This is a genomic window from Flavobacterium sp. C3NV (assembly GCF_046825355.2).
Lineage (GTDB): Bacteria > Bacteroidota > Bacteroidia > Flavobacteriales > Flavobacteriaceae > Flavobacterium.
Map to the genome: position 1 here is coordinate 103,918 of NZ_JBKQBJ020000014.1, position 24,776 is coordinate 128,693.

Annotated in this window: 20 protein-coding genes; 16 read left to right on the plus strand and 4 right to left on the minus strand. The window is 33.5% G+C overall.

Features of this window, described 5'->3' with window-relative positions:
* Positions 1-113: 113 nt before the first annotated feature.
* The 6 genes from ACIDC4_RS18720 to ACIDC4_RS18745 all read left to right on the plus strand — a co-directional run bounded on the left by ACIDC4_RS18720 (position 114) and on the right by ACIDC4_RS18745 (position 8,939).
* On the plus strand, positions 114-4,601 hold the full coding sequence (locus tag ACIDC4_RS18720) for a translocation/assembly module TamB domain-containing protein (RefSeq protein ID WP_412044899.1): 4,488 nt from the start codon (positions 114-116) through the stop codon (positions 4,599-4,601).
* A gap of 309 nt (positions 4,602-4,910) precedes the next feature.
* Complete coding sequence (gene pfkA / locus ACIDC4_RS18725; RefSeq protein ID WP_055096466.1) at positions 4,911-5,897, plus strand: 6-phosphofructokinase; 987 nt, start codon at positions 4,911-4,913, stop codon at positions 5,895-5,897.
* Between the two features lie 88 nt (positions 5,898-5,985).
* The gene (gap, locus tag ACIDC4_RS18730) at positions 5,986-6,990 is read left to right on the plus strand and encodes a type I glyceraldehyde-3-phosphate dehydrogenase (RefSeq protein WP_065450328.1); all 1,005 of its coding nucleotides are present in this window, start codon (positions 5,986-5,988) and stop codon (positions 6,988-6,990) included.
* 130 nt (positions 6,991-7,120) lie between these two features.
* Complete coding sequence (locus ACIDC4_RS18735; protein WP_230039652.1) at positions 7,121-7,972, plus strand: N-acetylglucosamine kinase; 852 nt, start codon at positions 7,121-7,123, stop codon at positions 7,970-7,972.
* 13 nt (positions 7,973-7,985) lie between these two features.
* Entirely contained in the window at positions 7,986-8,360 is a 375-nt protein-coding gene (locus tag ACIDC4_RS18740; RefSeq protein WP_065450326.1) for a methylglyoxal synthase, read from the plus strand.
* 192 nt (positions 8,361-8,552) lie between these two features.
* The gene (locus ACIDC4_RS18745; RefSeq protein ID WP_412044898.1) at positions 8,553-8,939 is read left to right on the plus strand and encodes a methylglyoxal synthase; all 387 of its coding nucleotides are present in this window, start codon (positions 8,553-8,555) and stop codon (positions 8,937-8,939) included.
* Here ACIDC4_RS18745 and ACIDC4_RS18750 read toward each other — a convergent pair.
* Entirely contained in the window at positions 8,920-9,300 is a 381-nt protein-coding gene (locus ACIDC4_RS18750; protein ID WP_412044897.1) for a RidA family protein, read from the minus strand. The two genes, ACIDC4_RS18745 and ACIDC4_RS18750, sit on opposite strands and share 20 nt — an antisense overlap.
* 128 nt (positions 9,301-9,428) lie before the next feature.
* Complete coding sequence (locus tag ACIDC4_RS18755) at positions 9,429-12,152, minus strand: putative LPS assembly protein LptD (protein ID WP_412044896.1); 2,724 nt, start codon at positions 12,150-12,152, stop codon at positions 9,429-9,431.
* 82 nt (positions 12,153-12,234) lie between these two features.
* Between ACIDC4_RS18755 and ACIDC4_RS18760 the strand changes: the two genes are divergently transcribed.
* The 8 genes from ACIDC4_RS18760 (at position 12,235) to ACIDC4_RS18795 (ending at position 20,254) form a co-directional block, all read left to right on the plus strand.
* A complete protein-coding gene (locus ACIDC4_RS18760; protein ID WP_121320297.1) occupies positions 12,235-13,359 on the plus strand; it encodes an N-acetylmuramoyl-L-alanine amidase family protein in 1,125 nt (374 codons plus the stop codon).
* Positions 13,360-13,409: 50 nt separating this feature from the next.
* Positions 13,410-14,375, plus strand: a complete 966-nt coding sequence (locus ACIDC4_RS18765) for an MlaD family protein (RefSeq protein WP_412044895.1) — start codon at positions 13,410-13,412, stop codon at positions 14,373-14,375.
* A gap of 6 nt (positions 14,376-14,381) precedes the next feature.
* Positions 14,382-15,719: a 4Fe-4S dicluster domain-containing protein gene (locus tag ACIDC4_RS18770; RefSeq protein ID WP_412044894.1), complete on the plus strand. Its 1,338-nt coding sequence runs from the start codon at positions 14,382-14,384 to the stop codon at positions 15,717-15,719.
* A 136-nt stretch (positions 15,720-15,855) separates the two neighbouring features.
* Entirely contained in the window at positions 15,856-16,647 is a 792-nt protein-coding gene (locus tag ACIDC4_RS18775; protein ID WP_412044893.1) for a (Fe-S)-binding protein, read from the plus strand.
* Between the two features lie 110 nt (positions 16,648-16,757).
* Entirely contained in the window at positions 16,758-17,240 is a 483-nt protein-coding gene (locus ACIDC4_RS18780) for an ABC transporter ATPase (RefSeq protein ID WP_072959947.1), read from the plus strand.
* A 127-nt stretch (positions 17,241-17,367) separates the two neighbouring features.
* Positions 17,368-18,165 carry a tetratricopeptide repeat protein gene (locus tag ACIDC4_RS18785; protein ID WP_412044892.1) on the plus strand — a complete coding sequence of 266 codons (798 nt, stop codon included), beginning with the start codon at positions 17,368-17,370 and terminating at the stop codon, positions 18,163-18,165.
* 499 nt (positions 18,166-18,664) lie between these two features.
* Positions 18,665-19,801 (plus strand): N-acetyl-alpha-D-glucosaminyl L-malate synthase BshA, encoded by a 1,137-nt coding sequence (gene bshA / locus ACIDC4_RS18790; protein ID WP_412044891.1) that lies wholly within the window; start codon positions 18,665-18,667, stop codon positions 19,799-19,801.
* Positions 19,802-19,825: 24 nt separating this feature from the next.
* A complete protein-coding gene (locus tag ACIDC4_RS18795; RefSeq protein WP_412044890.1) occupies positions 19,826-20,254 on the plus strand; it encodes a protease complex subunit PrcB family protein in 429 nt (142 codons plus the stop codon).
* A gap of 250 nt (positions 20,255-20,504) precedes the next feature.
* Here the strand turns inward: ACIDC4_RS18795 and ACIDC4_RS18800 are convergent, their stop codons facing one another.
* Complete coding sequence (locus tag ACIDC4_RS18800; protein WP_072965142.1) at positions 20,505-21,002, minus strand: hypothetical protein; 498 nt, start codon at positions 21,000-21,002, stop codon at positions 20,505-20,507.
* Positions 21,003-21,178: 176 nt separating this feature from the next.
* Positions 21,179-22,003, minus strand: coding sequence for a UDP-2,3-diacylglucosamine diphosphatase (locus ACIDC4_RS18805; protein WP_194618910.1), 825 nt, complete (start codon positions 22,001-22,003; stop codon positions 21,179-21,181).
* Positions 22,004-22,191: 188 nt separating this feature from the next.
* Here ACIDC4_RS18805 and aroC point away from each other — a divergent pair, with 188 nt between their 5' ends.
* Together aroC and ACIDC4_RS18815 are read left to right on the plus strand one after the other, a co-directional pair.
* On the plus strand, positions 22,192-23,250 hold the full coding sequence (gene aroC, locus ACIDC4_RS18810) for a chorismate synthase (RefSeq protein ID WP_194618908.1): 1,059 nt from the start codon (positions 22,192-22,194) through the stop codon (positions 23,248-23,250).
* A 54-nt stretch (positions 23,251-23,304) separates the two neighbouring features.
* The gene (locus tag ACIDC4_RS18815; protein WP_412044889.1) at positions 23,305-24,591 is read left to right on the plus strand and encodes a dicarboxylate/amino acid:cation symporter; all 1,287 of its coding nucleotides are present in this window, start codon (positions 23,305-23,307) and stop codon (positions 24,589-24,591) included.
* Positions 24,592-24,776 lie beyond the last annotated feature (185 nt).

Below are 24,776 nucleotides of genomic sequence, written 5' to 3' on the forward strand. Positions count from 1 at the left end.
AACAGCCGTTCTTTGTCTGTTCAAAATAAATTTAAAAGAAAACTAAAATAAAAGCAGCTATCAAAAAAGTAAAGAAAATAATATCACGAACCCTAATTGGGTTAATTTTACTTTTGTTAGTACTCGCAATCACCTTGGCTTTACCTATCGTTCAGACAAAAATTGCCAAATATGTCACAGAATCTTTAAACAGCGATTTTAAAACCGATATTACGGTAGACAGAGTTGCGATCAATATTTTTGGAGGAGTAAAACTCAAGAACGTCTTGATTCGTGATCATCACAAGAAAACTTTAATCTATTCAGATATCATTACAACTGATATTTTAAGTATCAAAAGATTGTTAGATGGCGATTTGATTTTTGGCGATCTGCGCTTAACAGGATTGATTTTTAATCTGAAAACCTATAAAAACGAGGACGAAAACAATATAAATAAGTTTATTAAATTGTTTGAAACAAGTCCTGAAAGAGCCAAATCGAGTAAACACTTTTTGCTGACAGCCAGAAATGCATACATCTCAAAAGGTGCTTTTTCTGTTATTGACGAAAATAAAACGACGCCCGTATTTCTTGATTTTAAAAAGCTAAACGCTTATATAAGCGATTTTAAATTATACGGTCCAGATGTAAATACTAATATTCATCGTTTTTCTTTTTTAGATCACCGTGGATTATATGTGTCCAACTTTGCAGGTAAATTCAGTTATACAAAAAAGCAGATTAAAGTTGAAAATCTGGCTATAAAAACCAAAAGAACTTCGATTTACGGACAAGCGATCTTAAATTATAACGTAGGAGATTTTCTTCAGTTTACAGATAAAGTAAAATTTGATGTTGCATTAGATTCGGCTTCGATTGCTTCAAACGATATTCGTTACTTTTTTGATGGATTGGGTAAAAATCAGCATTTTAAAATAAAAACCAAGATCAAAGGAACCTTAAATGATCTTAATTTAAGACATCTTAATCTAAGTGATACCAATGGTTCAAAGATTAACGGAACCATTAATTTTAAAAACCTTTTGGGTACCAAAGCTCAAAAGTTTGCCATGGATGGTAAATTCGATAAACTGGTTTCCAGTTATGATAATTTAGTGGTGATATTGCCGGGTATTTTGGGTAAAAAACTTCCTAAAGAGCTTAAAAGATTGGGGAAATTTAATATCGTTGGTAAAGCCAAAGTTTCTACAACGGCATTAGAAGCCAACTTTAAAATGGTTACAGATCTGGGTAATGGTCAGGCAGATTTGCATATGAATAATATCGATTTTATTGATAAAGCATCTTATTCCGGAAATATTATTTTGGATAATTTTAATGTTGGTGCTTTACTGAATAGAAAAGACATTGGTAAAACGACTTTAAATCTGGACGTTGACGGAGTTGGTTTTACAGAAAAATACCTGAACACTATTGTAAAAGGAGATATATCCAAATTAGATTATAATAAATATACCTATAATAATATCGTTGTAAATGGTAATTTCAAATTGCCATATTATAAAGGAGAATTATCTGTAAATGATCCTAATTTGAGTTTAACGTTTGATGGATTGGTAGATTTAAGCAAGCGCGAAAGCAAATATGATTTTCATATTAATGTAGAAAATGCTGATCTTCGAAAACTAAAATTCCTAAATGACTCTATTTCCAATTTCCGCGGAGATGCCGTAGTTGAAGTAACCGGAAATTCGATAGAAAATCTTCAGGGAACCGTTTCGATTAGAGATGCTGTTTATCAAAATCCTAAGGCAACTTATACTTTTGATGAAGTAACGGTAAGCTCAAATTTCGACGCTGATAAATTGCGTACCATTACCATTACTTCAGATGATGTGGTGAAAGGGGAGATCGTAGGTAAATTTCAGTTTGGGCAATTAGATAAACTGGTGATGAATTCGGTAGGTAGTTTATATACCAATTACAAACCTTACAAAGTAAAAAAAGGCCAGTTTTTACGTTTCAACTTTCATGTATATGATAAAGTGGTCGAAATGCTGTATCCGGAAATTAATATAGATTCAAGTACTGTGGTGCGTGGGAAAATAGATTCTGATTTACAGGAATTTAAATTTAGGTTTAAGTCACAAAAAATTACTGCTGCAAAAAACACCTTCGATAATATTCGTATTAATATTGATAATAAAAATGCGCTTTACAATGCTTACGTAGAGTTAGACAGTATCAAAACGCCTTATTATAAAGTACGTGATTTTAGTTTAATTAATGTTACGGCAAAAGACACCCTGTTTGTTCGATCTGAGTTTAAAGGAGGATCAAAAGGAGAAGATTATTTTAATCTGGATTTGTATCATACTATCGATAAAAACAAAAATAATATAGTAGGTATTAAGAAATCCGAAATGAAGTTTAAAGACTATTTATGGTATTTAAACGAAAACGACGGCGAGGATAATCAGATTGTATTTGATCAGTTTTTTAAAAACTTTACCATTGATAATATCATTTTATCGCACGAAAATCAGAAAATTGATTTAAACGGAGTTATCAAAGGAAACGACTATAAAGATCTCGTCCTGAATTTTGAAGATGTTGATATTAATAAAATTACGCCATTAACATCCAAATTTGTATTTAATGGTAATTTGAATGGTAACATTAATTATAAGCAGAATAAGAATGTGTATCAGCCCACAGCGGCCATTTCTATAGATCATCTTAATTTGAATAAAGTAGATCTGGGGACTTTAAAATTCGATATTTCAGGAGACGAAAGTTTCAAGAAATTTACCATAAATTCATCTATCCAAAATGGATTTACAGAATCGTTTAGGGCCAACGGAACTTTTGCAATCGAAAACAAAGAGACTTTCCTGGATCTTAATTTAAAACTCGAAGGATTTAATCTGGCTACTTTAGGTACGGTAGGAGGAGATGTTTTATCGAATGTAAGAGGATCTGTTTCCGGAAATGCGGCAGTTGTTGGAAATCTTAAAAAACCCGAGATCAACGGAAGGCTTTACGTAGAAAAAGCCGGAATGACAGTTCCGTATCTTAATACCGATTACGAATTGAGCGACCGAACAGTTATCGATTTAACAGATGAAAAATTCTTGTTCAGAAACAATCAGTTAACAGATACGAAGTACGGCACCAAAGGATTGCTGAACGGAAGTATCGAACATCATAATTTTGGCGACTGGAAACTGGATCTGACCATAACATCAAAACGATTATTGGCACTGGATACAAAAGATAGTGAAGATGCCGCTTATTTTGGTACAGCTTTTATAAATGGTACAGCAAGTATCAAAGGTCCAACAGAAAATCTCTTTATAAAAGTAGATGCTAAGTCCGAAAAAGGAACCGAAGTGAAGATCCCAATTAACAACGCACAAAGTGTTGGGGAAAGCAGCTGGATACATTTTGTAACACCAAAAGAAAAATACAACCTAGCCAATGGTATTGTCGAAAAAACAAGAAACTACAATGGTCTTGAGTTAGAATTTGATTTTGATATTACGCCCGACGCCGAGGTCGAAGTAATCCTGGACAGAAATTCCGGGCACGGTATGAAAGGAAAAGGATATGGATCTTTATTATTTAAGATCAATACACTGGGGAAATTTAATATGTGGGGAGATTTCCAGGCATACGAAGGAACTTATAATTTTAAATACGGAGGTTTAATCGATAAAAAATTCGCGGTTAAAAAAGGGGGTTCTATTATTTGGGAAGGAAACCCTATGAAAGCCCAGCTGAATCTTGAAGCAGTTTATAAAACATCTGCGAATCCGGCTGTATTATTAGATAACTCATCTTTCAATAAAAAAGTACCGGTAGAAGTTGTCATTGGTTTAAGAGGAGATTTGACAAGTCCTGAACCTAATTTTGATATTCAGTTTCCATCGGTAAGTAATGTTTTGAAATCAGAGATACAGTATAAGTTAGATGATAAAGACGTTCGCCAGACCCAGGCTTTGTATTTACTTTCGACAGGATCATTTATGAGTCCGGACGGATTTAATCAAAGTGATTTATCCGGAACCTTTGCAGAAACCGCTGCAAGTTTATTAGGCGGAATTATTAAATCAGACAATGATAAAATCAATATCGATTTGAATTTTATATCGGCAGATAAACGAATAGGTCAGGAAGCCGATGGTCAGTTTGTGGCCAATATAACGTCTCAGGTAAACGAAAGAATAACCATAAACGGAAAATTAGGAGTTCCTATAGGCGGTGTAAACGAATCGGCTATTGTGGGTGATATCGAAATATTATACCGTGTAAATGAAGACGGATCGATGAATCTTCGTTTATTCAATAAAGAAAATGATATCAATTATATAGGACAAGGAATTGGATATACGCAAGGAGTTGGTATCTCGTATGAAGTCGATTTTGATACTTTTAGCGAGCTGGTCAATAAATTATTTAAGAATCATAAATTAGAAAGAGCGATCAAAAGCTCATCAGATGATTTGCAGGATTCGTATCTGAACCCCGATTTTGTGAAATTCTCTAATAAAAAAGATGCCGAAAAGGATAAAAAGAAATCTGATAAAAAAGAAGAAGAGAAACAGCCACAGCCTAAAAATAACAGTGAAGGACTGATTCCTGACAACGATTTTTAATTAATTGTTAAAAATAATCTTAAAAGAAACCATTCGTCGTCGCGAATGGTTTTTTTATGGTAAATTAGGCGCTGATTTATTTTCTTACAAATATAAAATGATGTCGAATTTTTATAACACTTCATTTATGTATTGTTAATTTTAAAGATTTAATTAAAATAAGCACGTTTTATTATTTTAAATGAAATTTTTACTATCGAAAAACTTATTAACGAAAACGTTTGAATTTAACAAATTTTATTAATTAATGATAAACATCACCTGAAAAGTGCTGAATGTTTGTTAATTTTACACTTTAATACTTAAATAATGCCAAAAACAATAAAAAAAGTTGGTGTTCTTACTTCGGGAGGAGACTCGCCAGGAATGAATGCTGCAATACGATCAGTTGTTCGAACATGTGCTTATCATAATATAGAATGCATAGGAATTTATAGAGGGTATCAGGGAATGATCGAAGGAGATTTCAAAGAAATGGGACCTCGTAGCGTAAATAATATTGTAAACAAAGGCGGAACGATCCTGAAATCAGCTCGTTCAGTTGAGTTTAGAACACCGGAAGGTAGAAAAAAAGCCCACGAAAATCTATTGAAAGCAGGAGTTGATGCTCTTGTTGTAATAGGAGGAGACGGAAGTTTTACCGGAGGATTAATTTTCAATTCAGAATATGGTTTTCCTGTAATGGGAATTCCGGGTACAATTGATAATGATATTTTTGGTACAAGTCATACCTTAGGTTATGATACTGCCTTAAATACTGTTGTAGATTGTATTGATAAAATTAGAGATACAGCAAGTTCTCATAACCGTCTGTTTTTTGTAGAAGTTATGGGTAGAGATGCAGGTCACATTGCTCTTAATGCAGGAATTGGCGCTGGTGCCGAAGAAATTCTTATTCCTGAAGAAGATTTAGGTTTAGACAGATTATTAGACTCTCTTCAAAAAAGTAAAGCTTCAGGAAAATCATCAAGTATAGTTGTTATTGCTGAAGGAGATAAAATTGGTAAAAACGTATTCGAATTAAAAGATTACGTCGAAGCTAATTTACCTGAGTATGATGTAAGGGTATCTGTTTTAGGACATATGCAGCGTGGTGGTTCTCCATCTTGTTTCGACCGTGTTCTGGCAAGCCGTTTAGGTGTAAAAGCAGTAGAATCTTTAATCGAAGGTAAATCAAATTACATGGTAGGTCTTCAGGCAGATAAAGTTGCCCTGACACCTCTTGAACAAGCAATTAAAGGTAAATCTGAAATTGATAGAGAATTGTTGAGAGTATCTGATATCATGTCAACATAAAATAAAAGTTTAAAAAGGAAAGAAGTTTATTGTGAGGAAATTAGACTTTAAATTAGTGTAATAAAAACAAAAGCAAAAATTAAGTAAAATGTCAAAAGTAAAATTAGGAATAAACGGATTCGGACGTATCGGAAGAATCGTTTTTAGAGAAACTTTCAATAGAGATAATGTAGAAGTTGTAGCAATCAACGATTTATTAGATGTTGATCACTTAGCTTATTTATTAAAATATGATTCAGTTCACGGTCGTTTCAACGGAACTGTAGAAGTAAAAGAAGGAAAACTTTACGTAAACGGAAGAAATATCCGTATTACTGCTGAAAGAAATCCAGCTGACTTAAAATGGAACGAAGTTGATGTTGACGTAGTTGCTGAATGTACTGGTATCTTCACTACTATCGAAACTGCAAATGAGCACATTAAAGGTGGTGCTAAAAAAGTAATTATTTCTGCTCCTTCTGCAGATGCTCCAATGTTTGTAATGGGAGTAAACCACGAAAGTGCAAAAGCTACTGATTTAGTAGTTTCTAACGCTTCTTGTACTACAAACTGTTTAGCTCCTTTAGCTAAAGTAATTCACGATAATTTCGAAATTGTTGAAGGTTTAATGACAACTGTTCACGCAACAACTTCAACTCAAATGACTGCTGATGGTCCTTCAAGAAAAGACTGGAGAGGTGGACGTGCTGCAAGCATCAACATCATCCCATCTTCTACAGGAGCTGCAAAAGCAGTTGGAAAAGTAATTCCTGCTTTGAATGGAAAATTAACTGGAATGTCTTTCCGTGTTCCTACTGCTGACGTTTCTGTAGTAGATTTAACTGTAAAAGTAGCTAAAGAAACTTCTTACGAAGAAATTATGGCTGTTTTAAAGAAAGCTTCAGAAAATGAATTAAAAGGTATTTTAGGATATACTGAAGATGCAGTTGTTTCTCAGGATTTTATTTCTGACAAAAGAACTTCAATCGTTGATGCTACTGCAGGAATTGGTTTAAATTCAACTTTCTTCAAATTAGTATCTTGGTACGATAATGAGTACGGATACTCTTCTAAATTGATCGATTTATCTGTGCATATCGCAGGTTTAAAATAATACTATATTTATACTCAAAATCCCGTTACCTAAAAATAACGGGATTTTCGTATTTTGTTAGGTCTTTAATTAATGTAAAAAATACACTTTTTATTTAGTTAAAGAAAAACTAATCCAAAAACTAAATAAAATGAAATTAATAGTTGATAGTGGATCTACTAAAGCCGATTGGATTGCAATTGATGATAATGGAAAAGTATTATTCACCACACAAACATTAGGATTAAATCCTGAAATTCTTGAAGGTCCTGAAATTATCGAAAGATTAAATGACCGTTTTGATATTTTACAAAATAAAAAAAATGCTACACATTTGTTCTTTTACGGAGCAGGTTGTGGAACTGACAGAATGAAAACAGAGCTTTCGCAAATATTCCAGGAATATTTTGTAAATGCTATTGTAGAAGTTCATGAAGATACCTACGCGGCAGTTTATGCAACTACTCCAAAAGGAGAAGAAGCAATTGTGAGTATCTTAGGAACAGGTTCTAACTGCAGTTATTTTGATGGAAAAGTATTGCATCAAAAAGTACAATCATTAGGCTATATTGCTATGGATGATTGTAGCGGAAATGTTTTTGGAAAAGAATTAATCAGAAAATATTATTTCAATAAAATGCCTAAAGAACTGGCAGTAGAATTTGAAAAAGAATATGATTTAGATCCTGATTTTATCAAAAATAAATTATACAAAGAACCAAATCCAAATGCTTATTTAGCAACTTTTGCTAAGTTTTTAATCAAGCACAAAGACACTGAGTTTTGCAGAAAAATTATCTTTAAAGGGATGAAATCTTTTGTAAAGAACTACATCAAACAGTTTGATAACTGTAAAGAAGTTCCGGTTCATTTTGTAGGTTCTATTGCTTTTTATCTAAAAGACGAATTACAGGAAACATTTGATAAGTACGAACTTCAGTTAGGTAATGTTTTAAGAAGACCTATTGACGGATTGATTGCTTATCATGTTGCTAATCAATAATTAAAAAGTAAGTATGGAAATTGCTATAATAGCTCACGATGGTAAGAAGGCAGATATGGTTCAGTTTTTAAACAAAAACAAAACACTTCTTCTTCAGGAAAATATTAAACTGATTGCAACAGGAACTACCGGAAGCAAGGCTGTAAATGCCGGTTTTAAGGTAAAAAGAATGCTTTCAGGACCAATGGGAGGCGATGCGCAAATTGCTGCGCGTGTAGCCGAAGGTAAAACGCAAATGGTTTTCTTTTTTAAAGATCCTTTAGCGAGCCATGCTCATGAAGTCGATATTAATATGCTTATTCGTGTTTGTGATGTACACAATGTACCTTTGGCAACAAATGAAGCTTCTGCCCAGTTGTTACTAAATGCTATCGCATTGCAATTATAGAATTTCACATCATAAAATATATTCTCGAAACCGTTTCATTACTGAAACGGTTTTTTGTTGCCTGAAAAATTCATGATATTAATATAATTGACACTGTTTTTTGCTGTATTCTTAAATATTTGATATTCATTGATTTGTAATAATTTTACTCATGTTTTTAATGTAAATTTGATTTATATTTATTACTAAATCATGAAAAAACAAACTTCAATTGCAATTATTGCTCATGATAATAAAAAAGCAGATATGATTCAGTTTTTGATTAAAAACGGAATTGCGCTTCAGCATGATAAAGTAAAACTTATTGCAACAGGAATATTAGGAAGAAATGCTGAGAAATCAGGATTTAAAGTAAAAAAGATGCTTCCGTGTTTAATGGGAGGCGATGCTCAAATCGCATCTAAAGTAGCTGCGGGTAAAATTAATGTCGTCTTTATGTTTACGGATCCTTTAGTGACCAATGCTCATGAAGTAGATATTAAGATGCTGGTCAGGATCTGCGATGTGCATAATGTGCCGCTGGCTACAAATGAGGCAACGGCACAATTATTTTTAAATGCTATTGTACAGCGATTATAGAAATCTCTACGTTTACATTTTTTGGTAAACAAGCTACCTGAACGGTTTCACGGGCAGGCGCCGTTTTTTCATCAAAATAAGACCCATAAATAGCGTTTATAGCGGCAAAGTTATTCATATCCATGATAAAGATTGTTGCTTTTACTACGTTTTCAAAAGTCATGTCTGCAGCCTCAAGAATGGCAGCAATATTTTGCATTACCTGCGTTGTTTCATCATTTATATTTTCGGTAACAAGATCTCCCGAAGCTGGATTTATGGCAATCTGGCCAGAGGCATAAAGTGTATTTCCGGATAATACAGCCTGATTGTAAGGGCCAATTGGAGCCGGAGCTTTGTCAGTAAAGATGATTTTTTTCATGATAATAGTTTTAAATACTAAATAGAAGAATTATAATGTAATTAGAGATCATGAAATTAAGATTTAAATTTTTGAAAATCCAGTTTCATAATCACTAAAAATATTTTAAGGTTTAAGTTAATGATTGCTTATCGGTTAGAAGTGCTTCGTTTGTTCCATTTAATGTCGCTAAGCATTCCGGATTTGATTCCGATAAAGAAGTTCCAGTTTGAGTTTACACCCAGCGGACTCCAGTTAAACGCCATTCTCCAGCTTAATAAATCCCTTTCAAAACGGAATTGCGTAAAAGTAACCCCTTTTTGTACAAAATCGTAACCGGTAGAAACTCCGCCTTTCCATTTTGGGGTAATATCCATATTAGCAGATATCATGATAGAGTTTCCTGTAATTTTGTTTTCGCGATTTACATTCGAATAGGTCAATGAATAAGCCATTGTCATATCCCAAGGTATTTTTGCTTTAAAGAATTCGGTTATAACGTCATCTTCGTCATCTTTTTGATTGGCAAACTGACTGTTTCGGCTGTCATTCAAATCAGTATTTGTTCCAAATAAATCATCTTTACGACCTCCGTTCCGTTCACTTTGCTTGTTTTCCTCTTCTTTTCCGTTTCCTTTATTAGAAAACGAATAGTTTAAAGTAACGTTAGCGCTGGTCATTCTAAATAAACTCCCGCCATTATCAATATTATAAGTATTAATTCTGGCCCCGCCATTATCGATCGCGTACGGATCTAATGTAGCACCAAAATTCACATTCATTTTATTATCAAAAAGTTGTGTTCCACCACTTACAAGAACCGGTTGCCATGCTAAACTTTCTTTTCCGTCAGCATTAAAATTATAACTCGTGCTGAAGTTTAAATTGTTTAACAGCATGATCTTTTTAGGTTCTGTTTTTGTGCTGTCCCTGTCTCTTACTTTAGCTTCAAAAGTATTGCTTAATGCAAAGGATACAATATTAGAATTGCTTTTACCCGGAGCTCCAAAAATACCGCCATCAAATCTTGAGTAATTCGAAATTCTTCCGGTAGCATCAACCGTATAATTATTATAATATTGATCAAAACTTGGAGTGTACGAATAAGTAACAGTCGGACGCATTACGTGACGAATGGATTGGATTCTTTTGTCGCTTCCAAAATTAAACGTACCGTAAATCGTAGTTCCTAAATTCGTACTGAAATTATAGGTTCTAAAAGCGTCAAAACCATTAACAGTTGTATTTACGACCTGACCTTTATCCGGATCATAATTTTTATCAATAGTTTTGGTAACCCAGGTTTCCTGATAGTTGGTAGAAGCTCCTGCACTAAAATATTTAAATACTTTAAAATTGGTACTAATAGGGATACTGTGCTGCATTCCTATTTGAGCATCCCTAAACATTTGTGGTTTAAAGAACAATGAATCTGTAGTGGTAATATTGTTTTTACCGCTTAGATTATATTGTAAGTTAATGTTTTTGATAAAACCTTTTTTAACCCCGTCTTTTCCAACAAACGGATATACACGATCGACACTGGCTTGCAAAGTCGGTAATGTCATTTGAATTTGCTCTGTTTGTGTATTTTGCGAATGTGTTGCTGTTAATGAAAAACGAGCTTGCGGTATGGTATTAAAGGTTCTGTTGTATGAAATAGATGAATTTAAAGTATTGTTTAAATTCGAACCTACGTTGGCCTGGTTAATCGATCGCTTAAAGTATTTACTACTACCCATATTTACGGAAGCAGAAAAACTTGAATTTGGATTCGATTTTGAATCTTTTGAATGAGACCACTGAATGTTGTAAATGTTTTCTTTACTGTAGTCAGGATAACCTCGCTCGCTGTTGATCAGGTTCTCAAAACGAACATTAAGGTTTCCTCGATATTTGTATCTGGTGGCGTACGCCGACTCAAAACGCATGGCGTAACTACCGTTGGTATAATAATCTGCTAATACCGTTAAATCATAATTATCGCTTAAAGCAAAATAATAACCCATGTTTTGCAATGAAAAACCTCTTGTATTTGAGTCATTATAACTTGGTACGATAATACCGGAAACACTTCTCTCCTTAGTCATTGGGAAAAAAGCGAAAGGCAATACTAGCGGAGTTGGTACGTCTGCAATTACCATTTGAGTGGTACCTACAACAACCTTTTTATTAGGAACGAATTTTACTTTGTTGGTTCTGAAATAGTATTCAGGATCGTCAATGTCTTTTGCAGTGGTGAAACGCGCGCCTTTTAAAAAGTAAACCGAATCGTTTTCTTTTTTGGTGATGGCCGCTTTGATTTTAAATTCTCCCTGTTCTGTCCTTGAATTATAAATTAAAGCCTTTTTGGTTTTAAAATTAAATCGGATAGAATCAGGCTGAACTTCGCTTGGACCTTGTTTAAAATTTGGATATTGTATCAAAACACCAGCAGAATCTCTTATACGACCAGCATAAACTTCATCTTTTTCGAGGTTTAAAACAATAATACCCGACTTTAGTTCGACATCTTTATAATATAATTCGGCTTCATTATATAAAGTAAGCGTTTTATTTTTCCTGTCGTACTTGGCGTAATCCTTAGCTTTGTACTTCGTAACAGCATCTAAAGCGCTCTTTTTAGTTTTAACAGTATCTAACTTTATGGTATCAGCAATAGGAGCCGGTGTTAGATCTGGAACAACAGTTTTGGGTTTATCTGTTTGTTTTACAGTTGGTAACGGCTTTTTTTTGTTTTTTATCTCTTGCGAATATAAATTACCACATCCTAATGTTAGGAAAAATGATAATAAAACGATATTAAATAAGTTTGTATGCAAAGGTTTAAATGCTATTTTTGTAAAATTATGGCTTGTTTTTTGACATGTCAAACTTACATATAATTTTTTGTCAAAAATAATCAATTGTAAAAATTATAGCAGTTACGTTTTATTAAAATTAACTTTTAGATTTATGAACAGATTTAACAAAATTAAAGTAATATTTACTTTTTTTCTAACGATATTGTCTTTTTGTGCATACAGCCAGTCAAATGTTTTTAAGGTAACACTTGATGCTGGACATGGAGATCATGACTTTGGAGCTGTTTATAGCGGACGGATTGAAAAAAATATTGCTTTGGCTATTGTTTTAAAAGTTGGTAAAATTTTAGAAAGTACGCCCAATGTTAATGTGATTTATACTCGTAAAACAGATGTTTTTATCGATTTGGTCGAAAGAGCCAATATTGCAAACAGAGCAAATTCGAATATTTTTGTGTCAATTCACTGTAATGCCAATAAAAATACGGCTGCCGACGGAACAGAAACATATGTAATGGGTTTAAGTAAACTGGCATCGAATCTTGAGGCTGCGAAAAAAGAGAACTCGGTTATTACCTTAGAGAAAGATTATAAACGTAAATACGAAGGTTATGATCCCAATTCTCCGGAATCTATGATTGGATTGACTTTAATGCAGGAAGAATATCAGGACAATAGTATTTCGCTGGCCAGCAAAATTGAAGATAATTTTGAAAAACTGGGAAAAAAACTAAGACAGGGAGGAGTAAAGCAGGCACCATTTATGGTACTTCATAAAGCTTATATGCCAAGGGTTTTAGTAGAAACAGGATTTATCTCTAATCCTACTGAAGGAAATATTTTAAATTCTGAAGAAGGGCAAAACGACATTGCAAAAGCTATTGCCGAAGCAATTTTGAGTTATAAAAGAGAATATTTTGGTTCCGGGTCTAATGAATCAAACGATGCGCGACCAGTAAGAGATACTACTCCGGTAAAAGCAAAGGTGGTTGAAGCTCCTGCCGTTGCTAAGAATACTCCAAAAGGAACATTCTTTAAAGTACAGCTTATTGCCAGCATTAAAAAAACACCTTTAGAACCTAAAAATTTTAAAGGACTAAAAAATGTAACAATGATATACGAAAATAATATTTATAAATATTTTTACCAGGAAACTTCAGATTATACAGCTGCAAAAAAATATTTAGAAGAAGCTAAGGATAAAGGATATGGAGCTTCTTTTTTAGTTGCAACTAAAGACGGAGAAAAGATCAGTATTCAAGACGCTATTAAATAATAGCCTTTAGTTCGAATATTTATATTAATTTTGTACAAACACTAAGAATTTTGAAACTAACAAGAGAAATTAAAACGGCTATTTTAGTCATCGCGTCAATTTTATTATTTATCTGGGGCTACAGCTTTTTAAAAGGTAAAGACCTTTTTACAAATTACAAGACATTATATGTAGAATATAATAATGTTGAGGATTTGTCACCATCAGCACCCGTTACCATAAATGGACTTTCAATTGGTAAAGTAAGTAAAATTACAATAAACGAAGTAACTGGTAAATTACTAGTTGAACTTCAGTTAAAAACAGATTTCCCAATCTCAAAAACAAGTAAAGCTGCTTTGTATTCTCCAAGTTTAATTGGCGGAAAACAAATTAAGATTTTACCTAATCTTGCAGATAAAGATCCTGCTGAAGAAGGGCAAACGCTTTCATCTACAGTAGAACTGGGATTAACAGAATCTCTGGGAGGTAAAATCGAACCAATTCAGCAAAAATTAGATTTAATGCTTCTTAATATTAATACTCTGGTTTCCGGACTAAATAATGTATTGGATAAAAAAGGGCAGGAAGATCTAAAAAAATCATTGGCAGAATTAAGCCAGACTATGGAGCAATTTCATAGAGCCTCAGGAACTTTGAATACTATCTTAGATACTAACAAAGGTCAGATTAATGGAGTAGTGACAAATTTTAACAAAATGTCAAACAACTTCAATAAGATATCTGATTCTTTAAACAAAGCCGATTTAGGAAAAACAGTTAGAAACCTAAACCAGACTTTGGCTAAAGTAGACGGTATTATGAGTAACTTAAACTCAGGAAAAGGTACTGCTGGTAAATTATTGAATGATGATGCTTTGTATAACAATTTGGCTAAGACTTCAAAAGAGTTAGAATTGTTATTGCAGGATGTTCGTTTATACCCAACCCGTTATGTAAATGTTTCTCTTTTTGGAAAGAAAAATAAACCTTACGTAGCTCCTGCAGAAGATGCAAATTCAACCGATAAAAAATAATAAGGAATGGGATATTTAGACAATATTTTATTTGCTATACTTTTAATAGCTGGTTTTGGCTTTTTTGCTTCAAGTGTAAAAAAGATTATCCGAAACATTAACTTAGGAGTTGATGTAGATCGTAAAGATAATCCAAAGGCACGTTGGGCAAATATGGCGATGATTGCTTTAGGGCAGTCAAAAATGGTGAAACGACCTGTTGCCGGAGTATTGCATATTGTTGTTTATGTAGGTTTCGTTATTATTAATATCGAGTTGCTCGAAATCATCATTGATGGTTTATTTGGGACACATAGAATTTTTGCACCTTATTTAGGTGTGGTTTATGATGTTCTTATTGCTGCGTTTGAGATATTGGCATTTTTGGTTCTGGTTGCAGTTATTGTATTCTGGATCAGAAGAAATATAATTAAATTAAAACGTTTTATAAATCCGGATTTAAATGGTTTTCCAAAAAGTGATGCCAATTACATCTTGTATTTCGAGACTGTTTTGATGATTTTGTTTTTACTAATGAATGCTTCTGATTTGCATTTACAAAATGTTCCGGGAGGATTCTCTCCTTTTCATAAAGCAGGGAGCTTTCCAATAAGTCAGTTTATTGCGCCAATGTTTAACGGAGTTTCAAACGAACTGGTTGCACTACTGTTTGAAGTTTTTTGGTGGTTGCATATCGCGGGTATTTTGGTTTTTATGAACTATCTATACTTCTCAAAACATTTACATATTCTTTTGGCTTTTCCAAACACTTATTTTGCAAACCTGGAACCACAAGGTCAGTTTGATAATTTGGCATCGGTTACTAAAGAAGTAAAATTAATGATGGATCCAAACGCAGATCCGTTTGCGGCTGCTCCGGTAGATGAAAACGCTGCGCCAACTAAATTTGGAGCAAGTGATGTTCAGGATTTAAACTGGGTTCAGTTATTAAACGCATATACTTGTACGGAATGTGGTCGTTGTACATCAGCTTGTCCGGCGAATCAAACAGGTAAAAAATTGTCTCCTCGTAAAATTATGATGGACACAAGAGACCGTTTACAGGAAGTAGGAAAAAATATTGATGCCAATAAAGGTGTTTTTGTTCCGGATAATAAAACATTATTAAACGATTATATTACTCCCGAAGAATTGTGGGCTTGTACCTCATGTAATGCTTGCGTAGAGGAATGTCCTGTAAATATTAGTCCGTTGTCTATTATTATGGATATGCGTCGTTATTTGGTGATGGAGCAAAGTGCTGCGCCAATGTCATTGAATGCGATGATGACAAATATTGAAAACAATGGTGCACCTTGGCAATACAATCAACAAGACAGATTGAATTGGAAAAACGAAAATTAAAATTGTAGTTTAATCGGTTAATCGTTAATTCGTTTAATTGATAGAATAAAATAATTTTTCGGTTTTAGTGAAGTTTGAAGATTCGTTTTACAACGATTAACCAAATTAACGATTAGCCGATTAAACAAAAAAGAAGATGTCAGAAAGTTTAGTAGTACCAACAATGGCAGAAATGCTGGCCGAAGGAAAACAACCAGAAGTTTTGTTTTGGGTAGGTTGTGCGGGAAGTTTTGATGATAGAGCAAAAAAAATTACAAAGGCATTTGTGCGAATCTTAAATCGTACGAATGTTTCTTTTGCGGTTCTGGGTACTGAAGAGAGTTGTACCGGAGATCCTGCAAAACGTGCCGGAAATGAATTTTTGTTTCAGATGCAGGCCATGATGAATATCGAGGTTCTAAATGCTTATGAGGCTAAAAAAATTGTTACGGCTTGTCCGCATTGTTTTAATACTTTAAAAAATGAATATCCTGAATTAGGTGGTCAATATGAAGTAGTACATCATACTGAGTTTTTAAAGTCGTTAATGGATGACGGAAGATTAACTGTTGAAGGAGGTCAGTTTAAGGGGAAAAAAATCACTTTTCACGATCCTTGTTATTTAGGAAGAGCCAATAAAGTTTATGAAGCACCAAGGGATTTAATCGAAAAACTTGATGTGGAATTGGTCGAAATGAAACGTTCTAAGGCAAATGGTTTATGCTGTGGAGCGGGTGGAGCACAAATGTTTAAAGATGCTGAACCCGGAAACAAAGAAGTAAACGTATTACGTACAGAAGATGCTCTGGAAGTAAAACCGGATATTATTGCAGCAGGTTGTCCGTTTTGCAATACAATGTTAACTGATGGTATTAAACATCAGGAGAAGGAAGGACAGGTTAAAGTAATGGATATCGCGGAGTTAATAGCTAATGCACAGGATCTTTAACTAAGTTTCTGAGTTGCTAAGTTACTGAGGTTCTCAGTTTTTTAACTTGAAACCTTAAACCTGAAACTACTTGTGAATCTAAAATCAACAATCTAAAATCTAAAATTAAAATGTATATACCTTTTGAAGATTTACCTGGCGAATCCAAAATCTGGATTTACCAATCGAACAGAAAATTTTCTGAGGAAGAATTTTCTGAAATAGAAACTGACCTGAAAGCTTTCGTTGAAGGCTGGGCAGCACACGGAACAAGTTTAGAAGCTTCGTACCAACTAAAATACAACCGATTCATTATTTTGGCTGTAAATCAGGATGTGCAGGCAGCTACAGGATGTTCTATAGATAGTTCGGTAGAATTTATCCAGAGTTTGGAGAAAAAATACAACGTTGATTTACTGGATAAAATGAACGTGACTTTTAAACTTGGTGAACACATAGCTCACAAGCCATTAATTGATTTCAAGAAAATGGTGAAAGATAAATCGGTTTCTGAGAATACGATTGTTTTTAATAATCTTGTAAATAATATCGAAGAATACAACGAATCCTGGGAAGTTCCTGCTGCCGATAGCTGGCACAGCAGATTTTTCTAAGATAGATTTATAATATATTTGAAAGGCATGAAATTTAGATTTTGTGCCTTTTTTTGTGGTTTAAAAAAAAAGAAAAATATTTTGGATAAAATAATTAGTTTTATAGAAAATTAGAAGCTAAAAACACATGAAGAAAGAAGTATTTTTATTACTAACATTTTTAACCTGTAATTTTATTTTTTCGCAGAATTACATGGCGGGACAAAAGAGATATTGTGAAACTAATGATGCTAAGATATTAGAACTTTATGATTTAGGATTTAGAACTTTACAATACAAAAAATATCAGAATGTATCAACAAGGATTTTTTTAGATATTGTTAAAAAAGATTCAACACAATGCGATGCCTATTTTTGGGCTGGATATACTTTAAGATTGCAAAATAAATATGATCTTGCTATAGGATGCTATTATATGGCAGATAGTCTTGCGAACAATAAGTCAATAGAATTTAAACAAAATTTGGCAATGACTAGTTTGATGCTTGGAAAGGTGGATTTGGCTAGAAAAAAATACAGTGAGATGATAACTTTTTTTCCTGATAATCCCGAAGGTTATTATGGTTTTGCTTTAACCGCACCAATGATTGGAGATGTTGATAAAGGTTTGGAAAATATTAAAATCTCGATTGAAAAGTATGGTAAACGAGATTCTGAAATTAAAAATCAGACGGAATTATTATACGGAATACTTTTAACATTGAATAAAAATTACACAGAAGCTGTACTTCATTTTGAAGAATGTGCGTCTAAGTTTAAAAATGATGATAATTTTAATATTCATTATTCTTTGAGTCTGATAAAGATAGCAGAACAAAACAATGATGAAGATGGAAAGAAAAAAGGTTTGAAAGTTTATAATAAAATTAAAAACAAGGAAGAAATACCTAAGGCCTTGAAAGGAGAATTTAATTTTAAAACATAAAAAAATATAGAAGAAGCATGAAATTTATTTTTGTGTCTTTTTTGCTGCAAACCTAACAGAGTTTTAAAACCTGTTAGGTTTTTTTACGTTCTGTTGCGGCTAGAAATCTTTGTCAAAGTTGAAAACTTTGACAAAGATGATCGCGACAAATCTAACGGGTTTACTAAACGCAAAACAAAAAAGTTCTTATAAAAACAAAAACCTCTAATCTAGCCCCGATGGAAGTGATATCCTTTTATGTCCGCCGCGGCGGACATAAAAGATATAACGGACAGCGGGACGAGTGGTCTTTTGGAAAATGCATCTTCTGCTTCTAATTTAAATTATGAATGTAAAGTACTTCGACTACTCTAAGGCTGAAGGTGATACTAGTAGAATAATTGTTTTGAATATCTAATGTTCTAATACTCTGACAGATCTAATCTTCACAAAAATCTAACAATCTAAATCTTCGATTAAATGCTATTTTTGAGTACTTTCGTAGTATTAAATTTAATACATGAAAATAGCTATAGTTTGTTATCCGACATTTGGCGGTAGTGGCGTAGTTGCTACAGAATTAGGTCTTGAATTAGCCAGACGCGGACACGAAATCCATTTTATTACTTATAGTCAGCCGGTTAGGTTGGCACTTTTGAATCCTAATGTTCATTATCACGAAGTAAACGTTCCTGAATATCCTCTTTTTCATTATCAGCCTTATGAGTTGGCTTTGTCAAGCAAATTGGTTGATATGGTGAAATTATATAAGATTGAAGTTTTGCACGTGCATTATGCTATTCCTCACGCTTATGCGGGTTATATGGCGAAGCAAATGCTGAAGAATGAAGGAATTAATCTGCCGATGATTACGACGCTTCACGGAACTGATATTACACTGGTTGGAAATCACCCTTTTTATAAGCCGGCAGTGACGTTTAGTATCAATAAATCTGATTATGTAACTTCTGTTTCGCAGAGTTTGAAAGATGATACTTTGAAGTTGTTTAAAATCAAGAATAAAATTAAAGTGATTCCGAATTTTATTGAGTTGGATAAGATGAAAAAAGATCCGCTTGCACCTTGTCACCGATCTGTAATGGCGAAGGAAAATGAGCGCATCATTACCCATATTAGTAACTTTAGAAAGGTAAAACGTATTCCGGATATTATTAAGATTTTCTATAATATCCAGAAGGAAATGCCTGCTAAACTGATGATGGTAGGTGATGGTCCTGAAAAAGAAAAAGCGGAAGTTTTATGTATGGAACTTGGAATTTACGATAAGGTAATTTTCTTTGGAAACAGTAATGAAATCGATAAGATTTTATGTCTGACGGATTTGTTTTTACTTCCGTCAGAAACAGAAAGTTTTGGTTTGGCAGCTTTAGAGGCTATGGCTTGCGGTGTTCCGGTAATTTCGAGTAATTCGGGAGGTTTGCCTGAGGTTAATTTTGATGGTATTTCGGGATATTTGAGTAATGTTGGGAATGTAGAAGAAATGGCGGCAAATGCAATCAAGATTCTTAAAGACGATAAAACGCTGAATGAATTTAAAGCAAATGCCTTGGAAGTAGCAAAGAAATTTGATATCAAAAATATATTGCCTAAGTATGAAGCTTTGTATCAAAAAGCAATAGACGATTATAAAGAATAAAACATAATTTTAAAATACTCGTAAATGAAAAAAGTAATTTCGGTTTTAGTAATTTTTGTTTTGATTTCTTGCGGAGCAAAAAAAACAGCAGATTCAGGTTCGAAAGTTTTGTATGAAGTTTTAACGGAACAATCTGACGGCGGTGGAAATATTAAGTTTTTTGAAATTTTGACAGAACCTAATGAAATCAAAATGTTGGAAAACGACCCGCTTTTAAAAGATAAAATGAAACAGGATGATATTAGTAATTCGAATTATGTTATCTTGAATATGGGGGAGAAAAACACCGGCGGATACTCTATTGGGGTTGAAAAAGTAGAAGAAACCGATAAGAATATTATCATTACAATAAAAGAAGTTAGTCCTGCTCCGGATGCCATGGTAATGCAGGTGATTACTTATCCTTATACGGTGGTAAAAGTGCATTCGAAAAAAGAGATTATCATTAAATAAGCTTTTTGTCAGGCTGAGCTTTGAGTTTAACCGCGAAGCACGCAAGGTTTTTATACATTGGGTTTTGTAAAATAAACGCAAAAGTTCGCAAAGCTAACAATAGAAAGCTTTGCGAACTTTGCGTTTTCTGAGTATACATTATATAAAAAAATTTGCTATCGGGATTGTGGTTACATAATATTTAGAATAAAAAAATCCTGTCGCTTTTCAACGACAGGATTTCTTTTTACAATTATTTTTTAGTTTTAATTTAGAATCTAAATTTAACTCCTAAACCTACGTCAAATCCAAAATTGTCATCGTCATAGTATCCAGAACCAATTTCTGGTCTTGCATCTAATGAAAGTGTAATAGGTGCTTCGCTAAATCTGTATTCTATACCGATATCTCCAGCTGCAAATACGTAAGTTCCACTGTCGTTATACTTGAAATTGTTGTTGTAGTAATCGTGATCCCATGCAGCAATACCACCACCAACACCAGCATACCAGTTAAAACCTCCGTCGATGTTCCAAACCCATTGGTAAAGAGCAACACCTTTAATGGCGTCTACGTTACTGCTATTTCTAAAACCTAAATCAAATTCAAGTCTGTTTTTTTGGCTTAAGCCTAATTGATATGATACCTCGCCACCAAATCCGTTGTTATCTCCTAAACGTACTCCTAAAGCATGTTTTGAAATTTCTTGTGATTGAGCTGTAAATGCTAATCCTAATAGCATGAAGGCAGATAAAATGATTTTTTTCATAAAAATGGTTATTTAATTTTTTTCAAATGTACAGTTACGTGTAATGTACAAACGTATAATATTTTTGAAAATTGTTATATAATTCACATTTTCGCGTTCTAATCAAATTTTGTTAAAGCCTTATGTTTCAGTTATAATGCGGGATTAGGCGTTTTTTTTGAAATCTTTTTCTTAGGTTATTTCTTCAGAATTATGGAGGAGATTAATTGTGAACTTAGAATATCTTCCATCTCAAAAAGGTTTTCTTCTTCGGTAAAATTACTTTCGGTATACGAATATAATTTCCAACGTTTTTTGTGGTATTCTAATGCAGTAAGATTTTCGACCCAGTCTCCGGAATTTAAATATAAGGTAGATCCGTGTTTGTTTTCTTTAGTAATGATTTTTGGTTCGTGTATATGTCCGCAAATTACGTAATCGTATTTCTTTTCTATTGCCAGATCTGTAGCGGTGGTTTCGAAGTCTGAAATGAATTTAACCGCCTTTTTTACGCTTGCTTTTATTTTTTTAGAAAAAGAATACGGTTCGCGGCCTAATTTTGCCAAACACCAATTAGCAAATCGATTACTCAAAATAAGATAATCGTAACCTAATCCGCCTAGTTTTGCGATCCATTTTGAGTGCTGGACAGATGCGTCAAAAACATCTCCGTGAAAAATCCAGGCTTTTTTATCGTCTAATTCTAAAACCAGTTTATCCACCAGAGAAAAATTTCCCATATTCATATCACTGAATTTTCGAAGAATTTCATCGTGATTTCCAGTAATATAATACACTTTTGTGCCCTTAGATGCCATCCCGATGATACGTTGAATGACTCTTAAATGTGCTTTAGGGAAGTATGATTTTCGAAACTGCCAGGCATCAATTATATCGCCGTTTAAGACTAATGTTTTGGGTTTAATGCTTGATAAGTAGTTGTTTAGTTCTTTAGCGTGACTTCCGTAAGTTCCCAAATGGACATCTGAAAGAATGACCAATTCAACATTTCGTTTTTTCAATTTTTCTTTTTTTGAAGTTTAACAAATAAAAGAAACTCTGAGCGGAGATATTTTATCAAAAGGTTATCAATTTGGCCACAATTTTAATAAATTGTGATTTTTAAACTACTTAACCTTTAGTTAATAATACTAATTTTAAATTTTTTAATTTAATTCATAAAACTTACATTTGCTCAAAACTAATTACAATGGCAGGAAATAGCTACGGCACCCTTTATAAAGTTACAACATTTGGAGAATCTCATGGTGAAGCTTTAGGCGGAATTATTGATGGTTGTCCATCAGGAATTGAACTTGATTTAGAAGCAATTGAACTTGAAATGTCCAGAAGAAAACCGGGACAGTCAGCAATTGTAACACAACGTAAAGAACCGGATGCAGTGCAGTTTTTATCTGGTATTTTTGAAGGTAAAACTACGGGAACTCCAATTGGTTTTATTATCCCGAATACCAATCAAAAATCTGATGATTACTCTCATATAAAAGACAATTACAGACCAAGCCACGCTGATTATGTATACGACCAGAAATATGGTTTTCGTGATTATCGCGGTGGCGGAAGAAGTTCTGCTCGTGAAACAGCAAGCAGAGTAGTGGCAGGGGCAATTGCAAAGCAAATGTTACCTGAAATTAAAATTAACGCTTATGTTTCGTCTGTAGGGCCAATTCATTTAGATACGCCTTATCAGGATTTAGATTTTTCTAAAATAGAAAGTAACCCTGTTCGTTGTCCGGATGAAAAATCGGCAGCGATTATGGAAGAATACATTCGCGATATCCGCAAACAGGGAGATACTGTAGGTGGAGTAGTTTCGTGTGTGATTAAAAACGTTCCGGTTGGTTTAGGCGAACCTGTTTTTGATAAATTACACGCCGAACTTGGAAAAGCAATGCTTTCTATCAATGCTGTAAAAGGTTTTGAATACGGAAGCGGATTTTCAGGTTCTGAAATGAAAGGAAGCGAACACAACGATTTATACAATCCTGACGGAACGACAAAAACAAATCTTTCAGGAGGAATTCAGGGTGGAATCAGCAACGGAATGGATATCTACTTTAGAGTAGCTTTTAAACCTGTTGCAACGATCATGCAAACCCAGGATTCATTAGATAATAAAGGAAATATAACACCAATGACGGGCAAAGGTCGTCACGATCCGTGTGTTGTACCACGCGCTGTGCCTATTGTAGAGGCAATGGCAGCAATTGTTTTGGCTGATTTTTATTTAATCAACAAAACATATTAATAAAAATTAAGGCAGTGAGGGTCTTAATATTTTAATTCTAAATAAAACAAATTAATGCAAGTAACAGAAACTAAAAAAAAATCATTTCTTAAAGGATTAACAGGGCAAATAATAATTGCAATGGTGCTTGGAGCAACTTTAGGAATTGTGATCCATAATTCGATTTCGCAGGAAGCTGCACTGTCTTTTAGTAATAAAATAAAAATGCTTGCTACGATCTTCATCAGATTAGTGCAAATGATTATCGCTCCTTTGGTTTTTACAACCTTAGTAGTAGGAATTGCTAAATTGGGTGATATAAAAACGGTTGGAAGAGTAGGAGGAAAAGCTCTTGGATGGTTTTTTACAGCATCTTTTATATCCTTATTGATTGGATTATTTTACGTCAATCTTTTAGAGCCTGGAGTAGGTTTAAAATTAGATCACGTAGATATGGCTGCAGCTTCTGAGGTTACAGCAAAAACAAAAATATTATCTGTTGAGAATTTTGTAGAACACATTGTTCCTAAAAGTCTTTTTGAAGCATTGGCAACCAATGAGATTTTGCAAATCGTGGTATTTTCTATCTTTTTTGGTCTGGCAGCTGCTTCACTTGGAAATACGGTAAAACCAATTATAAACGCTTTTGATAAAGCGTCTCACATCGTTTTAAAAATGGTAAATTATGTAATGAACTTTGCTCCAATTGGAGTATTTGGAGCCATTGCAGGAGTTTTTGCTATTAGAGATGCAGAAGAATTAGTTATTACTTACTTTAAATTTTTCGGATCATTTTTAGTCGGAATCAGTACATTGTGGGTAGTCCTGATTGCTGTAGGTTATATTTTCCTTAAAGGAAGAATGACCGAATTGCTAAGACGTATTGTTGGGCCACTGGCAATTGCTTTTGGAACAACTAGTAGCGAAGCTGTTTTTCCTAAATTAACAGAAGAACTGGAAGAATTTGGAGTAAAGGATAAAATCGTTGCCTTTATGTTACCGCTAGGATATTCGTTTAACCTTGACGGAAGTATGATGTATATGACTTTTGCCAGTATCTTTATCGCTCAGTTTTACGGGGTTCATTTAGATTTAGGAACACAAATGGCTATGCTTTTGGTTTTAATGTTAACCAGTAAAGGTATTGCCGGAGTTCCAAGGGCGAGTTTGGTTATTGTGGCAGCAACTTGCGGAATGTTTAAAATTCCGGTGGAAGGAATCGCTTTGATTTTGCCAATTGACCACTTTTGTGATATGTTTAGAAGTGCTACCAATGTTTTAGGAAATGCTTTGGCAACGTCGGTTGTCGGGCAATGGGAAGATGATAAAGGAGAAAACATAGAAGGACTTGAAGAAGTTTAGGTTAGAAAAATAGTTTTATACTTTTCAAATAATAAAAAACCGTAATGATAACTTTCATTACGGTTTTTTATTTGGTGCTATTTGTAATTGGTAAGAATCAAAATAATAGAGATAAAAATATTGATTAGTATTACTTTCATTATGAAAAACATACTGTTATTTTGAAGTTATAATAATGTATATTT